The organism is Burkholderia sp. 3C, assembly GCF_054589155.1.
The window spans coordinates 239,028-248,727 of sequence record NZ_BAAILN010000151.1; the positions used below are offsets into that span (position 1 = coordinate 239,028).

The window sequence follows — 9,700 nt, forward strand, 5'->3', positions numbered from 1 at the left end:
GCCGATCGCCTTCGCCGCCGGCGCGGTAAGCTTCGCGCCAAAATGGCCCACCTTCGGCTGGCTGTGGCTGCTCAACAATCTGCTGATCGTCGCGCTGGCCGAGGAAGCGTTGTTCCGGGGCTGGATCCAGCGCGGGCTGGGAATCGGGCTCGCCCGGGTGGGTGGCGGCCAGTGGATGGCGATGGCGATCGCGGCACTGTTATTCGGTGCCGCTCACGCCTCGGGCGGCATCGTGCTGGTGGGCCTGGCGACACTGGCCGGCATCGGCTATGGCCTTGCCTACCGGTTCGGCGGCCTGCGCGCGGCCTGGCTCGCGCACGCGAGCTTCGATGTGATCCATTTCGCGCTGTTCACCTATCCGCTGCGTGCGATGCACGGCGGCTGACTCATTTCATCTGATCGGCCAGCGGTTGCAGGAACGCCGAGAAGCCGGTCAGCATGATCTGCACGCCCACGCACAACAACAGAAACGCCGACACGCGCTGCGCAACCTTGGTGCCCTCGACGCCGAGGTAACGCGCCAGCACTTCGGCACGGCTGTAGGTCTGCCAGATCACCAGCGCGACCAGCGCCGACACGGCCACCGAGACGATGCTCGACAGCAGGAATTCCGACAGCTTGTGGGTACGGTTCGCGTTCAGCGCGATGGCCGTGGCGATCGAGCCGGGGCCGACCGTCAGCGGGATCGTCAACGGAAAGAACGCGCGCGCCATCACGTTGCGCGGATCGATCGGCTTGATGGCGTCGGTGCTCGGCACGTCGGGCGCGTTCAGCATCTGCCAGCCCGACACGGCCACCGCGAAGCCGCCGCCGATCCGCAGCGCTTCCATCGAAATTCCGAAGAAATGCAACACTGGCGTGCCGAGGAAGAACGCCACCAGCAGCACGATGAACGCGTTGATGGCCACCTTGCGCGCCAGCACTGCCCGCTGCCGTTCGGTGAGCGAATCGGTGCGTTCGAGGAACAGAAAGGCGATGCCGAAGGGATTGATGATGCCCATCAGGCCGGTGAAGCCGAACAGGATTTCAGAAATCAGACGGTCGATGATCATCGCGTGAAGAAGGGTGAACGAGGTTCGGAATCGGGGCCGGCGCCATTGTAGTGCAGCGCTTCGCGCCTGAATCGCCCCGTTGAACGAAACATTCCGCCATCGCTCCCGGACCTCGTCAAGGCGGCCAATCGGCTTATGTCTTTCGCAGGGCCCGACCACAGCGACCCGCCTGCTAGAATCGTCCTCGCCCTCACCCTGACCACAGGATTCCCGATGCCACACTCCTCGAACGCCTTGCCCCGCTGGACCCTCTGGGCGCCGCTCGCCGCCTGGGTCGTGCTGGGGCTGTCGCGCGTGATCTCGGTCGACGGCGGATTCACGCTCGTCTTCGTTGCAGCCGCGCTGGCCGGCGCGGTGTTCGCGGCGGTCCACCACGCCGAGGTCATCGCGCATCGCGTCGGCGAGCCGTTCGGCACGCTGGTGCTCGCGATCGCCGTCACGGTCATCGAGGTCGCGCTGATCGTCTCGGTGATGCTGTCATCCGGCCCGGAGAAAGCCGGCCTCGCGCGCGACACGGTGTTCGCGGCGGTGATGATCGTCTGCAACGGGATCGTCGGGCTGTGCCTGCTGGTGGGCGGCTGGAAGCACGGCGAACAGGACTTCCAGGGGCGCGGCGCGAGCAAGGCGCTGGCCGTGCTGGCCTCGCTGGCGGTGCTGTCGCTGGTCATGCCGAACTACCTGAGTGCCGCGCCCGGCCCGCAACTCTCCACCTCGCAACTGGCGTTCGCGGGCGTGTCGTCGCTCGTGCTGTACGGCGTGTTCGTGTTCGTGCAGACGGTGCGCCACCGCGATTACTTCCTGGTGGCCGACAGCGCAGACGAATCCGTGCACGCGGTGCCGCCGAGCCGCAACGTGGCGCTGATCAGCATGATTTTTCTGTTCGTCGCGCTGGTGGCGGTGGTGCTGCTGGCGAAGCTGCTGTCGCCGGCCGTCGAGCGCGGCGTGGCGCAGTTGGGCGCGCCGGAGGCGGCGGTGGGCATCGTCATCGCGGCGCTGGTGCTGCTGCCCGAAGGGCTGGCCGCGGTGGGCGCGGCGCGTGCCAACCGCTTGCAGACCAGCCTCAATCTCGCGCTCGGCTCCGCGCTGGCCAGCATCGGCCTGACCATCCCGACCGTGGCCGCGGTATTCGTGTGGACCGGCCAGCCGCTCACGCTCGGCGTCGGCCCGATGGAAACCGCGCTGCTCTCGCTGACGCTGCTGGTCAGCACGCTCACGCTCAGCACCGGGCGTACCACGGTGCTGCAGGGCGTGGTGCACCTTTCGATATTCGCGGCCTACCTGTTCCTGTCGATCACGCACTGAACGCGCGGGGCCTCGGGGCAACGCGCGCGCGGCGAAAGCCATGCTCGGAAGTTCAGGCGCCTGCCGCCACCGGGCTGGCGAGCCGTTCGAGTTCGACGAGATCGTTGGCCAGCGCCGGCGTGAGCGTCGTGCGCAGGTGGTCGAGGAACGTGCGCGTCTTCGCGTCGAGATAGCGGCGCGACGCATACACGGCAAATACATGGATCGTGTGCAGCCGATAGTTCGGCAGCACACGCACCAGCCGCCCCGAGCGCAGGTCTTCGATCGCCGTGTAGAGCGCGATCGAGCCGATCCCGCGCCCCGAGCGCAACGCCACGGCCAGTGCGTCGGGCACGTTCACCTGGAACGGCGACGCCGGCAATTCATAGCGCAACTCTTCGCCGTCGCCACCTTCGAGGCGCCACTCGCCGCCCGGCGCCGAAGGCGTGTCGAGCCGCAGGCAGACATGCTTGCGCAGGTCGTCGGGCGTCTTCGGCGTGCCGTGGCTCGCCAGATAATCGCGCGACGCGACCAGCACGCTGCAGCTCTCGCCGCAAGTCTGCGCGACGTAACCCGAATCGGGCAACTGCGCCGCCGTCACGATCGAAACGTCATAGCCTTCTTCGACGAGGTTCGGCATGCGCTGCGCGAGCGTCAGATCGACCGACACCTCGGGGTTGTCTTCCTGGTAACGCACCACGGCGGGCACCACATGGCTCTGCCCCAGCCCCGTCATCGCATGAATCCGCATCCGGCCGCTCGGTTTGAGCAGCGCGTTGCGCGCCTCGGCGTTCGCATGATCGATTTCGGCGAGGATCGACTTCGCGCGTTCGAAGTAGCGCTGGCCGCTCTCGGTCATGCCGAGATGGCGCGTCGTGCGGTGCAGCAGGCGCGTTTGAACGTGGGCCTCGAGATTCGAGACGGCGCGTGATACCTGCGCTGTGGTGGCGGCGATTTCCTTGGCAACGGCAGTGAAGCTGCCGGCCTCGACGACGCGCACGAACAGTCGCATGTTTTCGAGCATGTCCATGGGGATTCAGGGAGACGGTGGGTGGCGCAAAATCGCGACGGCGCAGGCCGTGCGGCCCGCTCGGAGAAGACAACCCGACCTCGGCCTTGGCAGCGGGCAGGAGGACGGTATCGCGAGCGGCATGTTTTGGAATTGAATGTGAAGCAACCAGATTGGCGCGAATTGTACGCCTGCTCGCAATACATGGCGTGCCCGATTCATCACGACTTCATACGGTTCGTCTAGCTGCGCGCCTCGCCTTCTGTCACGAAACTTTGCGCTAATCGCACCGAAGCTGAACGTTTTCGTATCAAAACGGAGCAAAGACGCACCGCTTTAGCGCCGATGCACCATGATAAATATCATATTGAGATACAATTCGCGCTCACCCGACTGCCGCCCAACGGTTTCGCCATGTCATCCGTTACCTCGCACTCCCCCGTGTCGACCGCTTCGCGCCTGCGCGCCTGGCTGCTCGGTTTCGCACCGGCACCCGTCACGCTGAGTGCGCGCGAGCGGCTGCGTTCGTGCGTCGGCGCGCTGGTCGGGATCGCCTGCGTGGGGCTCACGATGCGCATGCTGCCCGGCATCCCCGAGGCGATGCCGTTGCTGGTGGCGCCAATGGGCGCGTCGGCGGTGCTGCTGTTCGCGGTGCCGGCCAGCCCGCTCGCGCAGCCGTGGTCGCTGCTGGGCGGCAACCTGGTGGCGGCCACCGTTGGCGTGGCCTGCGCGCGCTGGATTCCGGACCCGATCGGCGCTGCCGCACTGGCGATCGCGCTGGCCGTTGGTGCGATGCTGGCGTTGCGCTGCGTGCATCCGCCGTCGGGCGCGGTGGCGCTGACCGCCGTGGTCGGCGGGCCGGCCGTGCATGCGCTCGGTTTCGGTTTCGTGCTGGAGCCGATCGCCGTGCAATCGGCCGCGTTGCTGCTGGCCGCGATCGTTTATCACGCGCTGACCGGCCACCGCTACCCGCACCGTGCCGCCGCACCACGCGAGGCTCAACAGGCGCCGGCACGTGGCTTCTCGCGCGAGGATCTCGAAGCGGTGCTGAAGCGCCGAACCGAATGGCTCGACGTGTCGACGGACGATCTCGACGCGCTGCTGCGCGAAACCGAGCTGCACGCCTACGCCCGCACCTTCGGCGCGCTCTGCTGCGCGGACATCGCCGCGCACCCCGAAGCCCGCCTGAGCGCCGACACGCGCGCCACCGATGCACTGGCCGCGCTGGACAGGCTCGGCGCCGATGCCCTGCCGGTGGTCGATGCCGCGCAACGCCTGCTCGGCATCGTCACGCGCGACACGCTCACCGTCAGCGGCGCGGCCGATCCCGCCGCCATCGACACGAAACGGGGTCCGGCGCTTGCCGGCCTGCTGAACGTCGACACGCCAACCATCCTGTCGACCGAACCGATCACCGATCTCGTGCCGCTGTTCGCCGAAGCCGGCGAGCCGGTGATCGTGGTGGTGGATGCCGCCGCGCGCCCGGTCGGGCTGGTCACGCAAGCCGATCTGATTGCCGGTTTGTACCGGCGCACGCAGGTGCTGACGGCCGCCTGACCGACAACGCAGAGAGAACCCGATGCGTCCTGCCCTGCCTCCAAACGCCGAAATACGACCACTTATATCATGTCATGATATATTTGCCGATTCCGCCCGAGACGGGCCATCAGGAATCCCGATGAGCGACACGAACCCCTTGCTGCAGAAGCGCGATTTCGAGCAACTGTCCGACTTCCGTTATCACATGCGGCGCTTCGAACGCTTCTCCGAGCGCGCCGCCCAGAGCGAAGGCGTGACGCCGCTCCAGTACCTGTTGTTGTTGCATATCAAGGGCTTCCCAGCCCGCGAATGGGCCACGATCGGCGAGCTGGCCGAACGGCTGCAAGCCCAGCATCACGGCGTGGTCGCGCTGGTGTCGCGTTGCGAGGCGCTTGGCCTCGTGCAGCGCCGCACCAGCGAAAGCGACCGGCGCCAGGTGGAAGTGCATCTGCTCGAAGCCGGCGAAAGCGTGCTGACACGCCTCGCCGCGCTGCATCGCGCCGAACTGAAATCCCTGCGCGGCGCCTTCCAGGTACCGCAAATCGACTACTGATTCCCTTATCGTCCCGCCCGCCATGCACGCCGCCCCGCACCAGCGCGATTTCGCGCCCAATGTCCGCCTGCCCCGCATCGCCATGCTCGCAGCCGTGATCGGCGTGACCAGCACGCTCGCCGCGGTCGTGCTGCTGAACCTGATCCATCTGTTCACGAACCTGTTCTTCTTCGGCCACGGGTCGTTCGCCGACCGCTCGCCTGCCGGCCATGCGCTCGGCGCGTGGGTGATCGGAGTGCCGGTGATCGGCGGGCTGATCGTCGGCATGATCGCGCGCTACGGCTCGGAGAAGATTCGCGGTCACGGCATTCCGGAGGCGATCGAGGCGATCCTGTTCGGCAAGAGCCGGATGTCGCCGAAGGTGGCGGTGCTCAAGCCGCTCTCGTCGGGCATCGTGATCGGCAGCGGCGGGCCGTTCGGCGCGGAAGGGCCGATCATCATGACGGGCGGCGCACTCGGTTCGTTGATCGCGCAGTGCTTCAAGGTGACGGCGGCCGAGCGCAAGACGCTGCTGGTGGCCGGCGCCGCGGCCGGCATGACGGCCGTGTTCGGCACGCCGGTGGCCGCCGTGCTGCTTGCCGTGGAATTGCTGCTGTTCGAATGGCGGCCGCGCAGTTTCCTGCCGGTCGCGCTGGCCTGCGCGGTGGCCGGCTTCGCGCGTGCCTTGTACTTTGGCGCCGAGCCCTTGTTCCCGCTGACCACCGCGGCCCCCTCCACCTCGGCGCTCGGCATCTGCCTGCTCGCGGGGCTGCTGTCGGGCGCGTTGGCCAGCGGGCTGTCGGCTGCGCTCTATCGCACCGAGGATGCGTTCGGCAAGCTGCCGCTGCACTGGATGTGGTGGCCCGCGCTCGGCGGCGTCGTGGTGGGCATTGGCGGCTGGCTCGAACCGCGCGCGTTCGGCGTGGGTTACGACGTGATCGGCGACTTGCTGCACGGCCATCTGGCCTTGCAGGTGGTACTGGCGATCCTGGCCGTGAAGGCGCTGATCTGGGTCGTCGCGCTCGGCTCGGGCACCTCGGGCGGCGTGCTCGCACCGCTGCTGATGCTCGGCGCGGGGCTCGGCACGGTGATCGGCGCGGTGCTGCCCGGCAACGATCCGGCGCTGTGGCCGCTGGTGTGCATGGCGGCCACGCTCGGCGCCACGCTCGGTGCGCCGCTGACGGCCGTGGTGTTCGCGTTCGGCCTCACGCACGACGCCAACGCGCTGCTGCCGCTGCTGGCGGCCACGCTGGTGGCGCACGGCTTCTCGGCGGTGGTGATGCGGCGCTCGATCATGACCGAGAAAATCGCGCGGCGCGGCTATCACATCTATCGCGAATACGGCGTCGATCCGCTCGAACGCCATCACGTCGCCGACGTCATGACACGCGAGGCGACCACGCTCGACGCCGCCATGACGATCTCCGCGGCGCGCCAGGCCGGCTTTGCCGCCGATCAGCGCCATCGCGCCTATCCGGTGCTGCGCGACGGCGCGTTCGTGACGATGCTCGACCGCGCAACGCTGGAGCGAATCCACGCCGCCGCCGGCCCCGACGCGACGCTCGGCGACGCGTTGCACGGCGCCTCGCGCGGCGCGTACGCGCTGGCCGACGAAACGTGCCGGCTCGTCGCCACCCGGCTGGCAGTACACGAACTGGAGCGACTGCCGGTGCTGACGGACCCGCACACGCGGCAGCTTGCCGGCATCGTGTCGCGCAGCGACCTGGTCAAGCCGGCCTTGCGCCATTTCGACGAGGAACACAAGCGCGAACGCTTTCACGCCATGCGGCCGGCCCGCCCGGCGCGTCGGCTGGTACGCGCGCGCTGAACGGCGGTTTTCAGCGCCCGAACACGTCACGCAAATGCGTGCCCGGCCCCGTTTGGAGATGTCACGATTGTCGCGATGTATTTATATGTGCTTGACAGTTGTACGCCGCATTTTTTGCGATCATGCGTGCAAATGCGACGGGGCCACCGTTCAGCAAGCACACTGCGCCATCGGCCGAAGAGCCGGGGCGTAGGCTGACGGCGGATTTCGCCTTGACCCTCCTGTTGACCGCCTCTCCTCCCTATCCGCCTCGCCAGATCTGCGATCACGGCTCTCTATCTCGGAAACACCTGGATACGTCTCGTCACGTTTCGGCATGCAACTTAACAAACTGTTGCGCACTTCCCGGAACGGATCGGCGAACATGTGATCTGACACTTTCGTAGTCACTACCGGCGCGCTGATTTACACAAGCGCGCGGTTCGTACCAACGACCGAACAAGGAGATAACGTGAAGAAACTGCTGCCGCTTATCGCACTGACCGTCGCCGCTTCCGCTTTCGCGCAACAGCAACCCCAGTGGACGATCCAGAACGTCGGTCAAAGCCAGAAACCCGCCCAGGAGGTTTCCGCCTGTATCGCGAAGGCCTGGGCCGACAAGTCCCAACAAACCGTGGTTTCGCAGAACGTGCTCGCCAACGGCCAGGCCATGGATGTCTACGTCCCGGGCCAACAGCCGCCTAACGGCGCCGCCGCCCTGGTGCGCCCGGCTCGCTCGGCCGGCTCGGCCACCTGGGTGGGCTTCCGCTCGGTGGGCGATGCCGCCAGCCCGGCCGCTGCCGACCTGAACGCCTGCCTGTAACACGGCGTTCGGGCCGGGCGCCGCTTCGATAGGTCCACGCAAAGCCTGATCGGCGCCCGGCCTCGCTTCAACCTCGCTTCGGCGAGGTTTTTGTTTTATTGGGGTGCGAATTGGATATCACCGCGCCGAATCGGCCCCGCGCTGTCTCACATTCCCTCCCGCCGTCGCCGGTTGCTCGCGCCGCATGACGAAACGGTGGCATGATACGAGCCTTGCGCCATCTTTCATTCCAATCGCGCCGAAATATGTCGAATCTGATCGTTCACGGCGGCACTCCGCTACGCGGGGAAATCACGCCGTCCGCCAATAAAAACGCCGTCCTCCCGATTCTCTGCTCGACCCTGCTGACCGATCAGCCGCTGCGGCTCGTCGGCGTGCCCGACATCACCGACGTGCGCAAGATCCTCGACATCTTCCGCACGCTCGGCAGCGACGTGTCGATGGATTTCGCCAGCGGCGTGCTCGACCTGCATCACCGCGACACGACATTCGATCCGGCCGTGCACCGCCTGCCCGAGGAAATGCGTTCGTCGATCATGCTGGTGCCGCCGCTGCTCGCGCGCTTCGGCGTGGCGCGGCTCGAGAGCGACGTGAAGGGCTGCACGCTCGGCGTGCGCGAGATCGATCCGCACGTCGAGGTGTTCGAGCGCTTCGGCGCCACCATCGAGCGCACCACCGATTCGCTGATCGTGCGCGCGTCCGGCCCGCTGACGGCCAACGATCACTGGCTCGATTACGCGTCGGTCACCACCACCGAGAACTTCGTGCTGTGCGCCACCGCCGCGGCCGGCGTCTCGACGCTGGTCAACGCCGCGTCCGAGCCGCACGTCCAGGAGTTCTGCCACTTCCTCGAATTGCTCGGCGTGCCGATCGAAGGCATCGGCACCTCGCACGTGCGCGTGCAGGGCGGCGGCAAGCTCGGCGGCGGCGAACACCGCTTCGCCGAGGATTTCCACGAAATCGCCACGTTCCTCGCGCTCGGCGCAATCACGGGCGGCGACATCGCCGTGCGCAACAGCGGCCCCGAAATGTTCCCGCTGATCGACCGCACGTTCGCCAAGCTCGGCGTGCAGGTCACGCACGCAAACGGCTGGTCGCGCGCCCAGCGCGACGGCGTGATGCGCGTCAAGAAGCCGTTCACGCAGAACATCCTGACCAAGATCGAAGCCGCACCGTGGCCGTATCTGCCGGTCGATCTGCTGCCGATCTTCATCGCGCTCGGCGTGAAGTCCGAAGGCAGCGTGATGTTCTGGAACAAGGTGTACGACGGCGCGATGGGCTGGACGGGCGAGCTGTCGAAGTTCGGCGCGCACGTGTTCCAGTCGGACCCGCACCGCCTGATCACGTTCGGCGGCCTGCCGCTGACACCGGCGCGCGTCGAAAGCCCGTACATCATCCGCGTCGCGATCGCGCTGCTGATGGTGGCCGCGAGCATCGAGGGCCGCTCCGAAATCCTCAACGCGCAGCCGATCCGCCGCGCGCATCCGCGCTTCGTCGAGAACCTGCGTTCGGTCGGCGCCAACGTCGAGTGGACCGCCGGCGACTGATCGCCGGGTGCCGAACGGCACATCGCCCGGCCCGCGGCCGAAGCCGCGCCGGGCGATGCGAGTGAAACACGCAAGCAGTTCAATTCACGGCCGGTGCGAACCGGCCGCGT

The 9,700-nt window shown here is 67.2% G+C and carries 8 protein-coding genes and 1 pseudogene; 7 read left to right on the plus strand and 2 right to left on the minus strand.

Annotation, left to right across the window (positions count from 1 at the left end; all coding sequences use genetic code 11):
• Positions 1 to 385: pseudogene (locus tag ACYP33_RS31955) on the plus strand (CPBP family intramembrane glutamic endopeptidase); the annotation flags it as partial.
• 1 nt (position 386) lies between these two features.
• On the opposite strand, the gene ACYP33_RS31960 reads toward ACYP33_RS31955, so the two are convergent.
• Positions 387 to 1,052, minus strand: a complete 666-nt coding sequence (locus ACYP33_RS31960; RefSeq protein WP_414447499.1) for a MarC family protein — start codon at positions 1,050 to 1,052, stop codon at positions 387 to 389.
• A gap of 213 nt (positions 1,053 to 1,265) precedes the next feature.
• Between ACYP33_RS31960 and ACYP33_RS31965 the strand changes: the two genes are divergently transcribed.
• Positions 1,266 to 2,354, plus strand: coding sequence for a calcium:cation antiporter (locus ACYP33_RS31965; RefSeq protein WP_414447498.1), 1,089 nt, complete (start codon positions 1,266 to 1,268; stop codon positions 2,352 to 2,354).
• Positions 2,355 to 2,406: 52 nt separating this feature from the next.
• Here ACYP33_RS31965 and ACYP33_RS31970 read toward each other — a convergent pair whose 3' ends face one another.
• A complete protein-coding gene (locus ACYP33_RS31970) occupies positions 2,407 to 3,363 on the minus strand; it encodes a LysR family transcriptional regulator (RefSeq protein ID WP_414447497.1) in 957 nt (318 codons plus the stop codon).
• Between the two features lie 393 nt (positions 3,364 to 3,756).
• Between ACYP33_RS31970 and ACYP33_RS31975 the strand changes: the two genes are divergently transcribed.
• From ACYP33_RS31975 to ACYP33_RS31995, 5 genes are all read left to right on the plus strand, one after another.
• Entirely contained in the window at positions 3,757 to 4,899 is a 1,143-nt protein-coding gene (locus ACYP33_RS31975; protein WP_459625191.1) for an HPP family protein, read from the plus strand.
• Positions 4,900 to 5,020: 121 nt separating this feature from the next.
• Positions 5,021 to 5,434 carry a MarR family winged helix-turn-helix transcriptional regulator gene (locus ACYP33_RS31980; RefSeq protein WP_459625192.1) on the plus strand — a complete coding sequence of 138 codons (414 nt, stop codon included), beginning with the start codon at positions 5,021 to 5,023 and terminating at the stop codon, positions 5,432 to 5,434.
• Between the two features lie 22 nt (positions 5,435 to 5,456).
• Positions 5,457 to 7,241 carry a chloride channel protein gene (locus ACYP33_RS31985; protein ID WP_459625193.1) on the plus strand — a complete coding sequence of 595 codons (1,785 nt, stop codon included), beginning with the start codon at positions 5,457 to 5,459 and terminating at the stop codon, positions 7,239 to 7,241.
• A 451-nt stretch (positions 7,242 to 7,692) separates the two neighbouring features.
• Positions 7,693 to 8,043 carry a hypothetical protein gene (locus tag ACYP33_RS31990; protein ID WP_414447493.1) on the plus strand — a complete coding sequence of 117 codons (351 nt, stop codon included), beginning with the start codon at positions 7,693 to 7,695 and terminating at the stop codon, positions 8,041 to 8,043.
• A 245-nt stretch (positions 8,044 to 8,288) separates the two neighbouring features.
• Positions 8,289 to 9,590, plus strand: a complete 1,302-nt coding sequence (locus ACYP33_RS31995; RefSeq protein WP_414439309.1) for a UDP-N-acetylglucosamine 1-carboxyvinyltransferase — start codon at positions 8,289 to 8,291, stop codon at positions 9,588 to 9,590.
• Positions 9,591 to 9,700 lie beyond the last annotated feature (110 nt).

Excerpts from the sequence above, each read along its gene's own strand:
- ACYP33_RS31960 (WP_414447499.1), bottom strand. The coding sequence starts at position 1,052 with ATGATCATCGACCGTCTGATTTCTGAAATCCTGTTCGGCTTCACCGGC.
- ACYP33_RS31965 (WP_414447498.1), top strand. The coding sequence starts at position 1,266 with ATGCCACACTCCTCGAACGCCTTGCCCCGCTGGACCCTCTGGGCGCCG.
- ACYP33_RS31970 (WP_414447497.1), bottom strand. The coding sequence starts at position 3,363 with ATGGACATGCTCGAAAACATGCGACTGTTCGTGCGCGTCGTCGAGGCC.
- ACYP33_RS31975 (WP_459625191.1), top strand. The coding sequence starts at position 3,757 with ATGTCATCCGTTACCTCGCACTCCCCCGTGTCGACCGCTTCGCGCCTG.
- ACYP33_RS31980 (WP_459625192.1), top strand. The coding sequence starts at position 5,021 with ATGAGCGACACGAACCCCTTGCTGCAGAAGCGCGATTTCGAGCAACTG.
- ACYP33_RS31985 (WP_459625193.1), top strand. The coding sequence starts at position 5,457 with ATGCACGCCGCCCCGCACCAGCGCGATTTCGCGCCCAATGTCCGCCTG.
- ACYP33_RS31995 (WP_414439309.1), top strand. The coding sequence starts at position 8,289 with ATGTCGAATCTGATCGTTCACGGCGGCACTCCGCTACGCGGGGAAATC.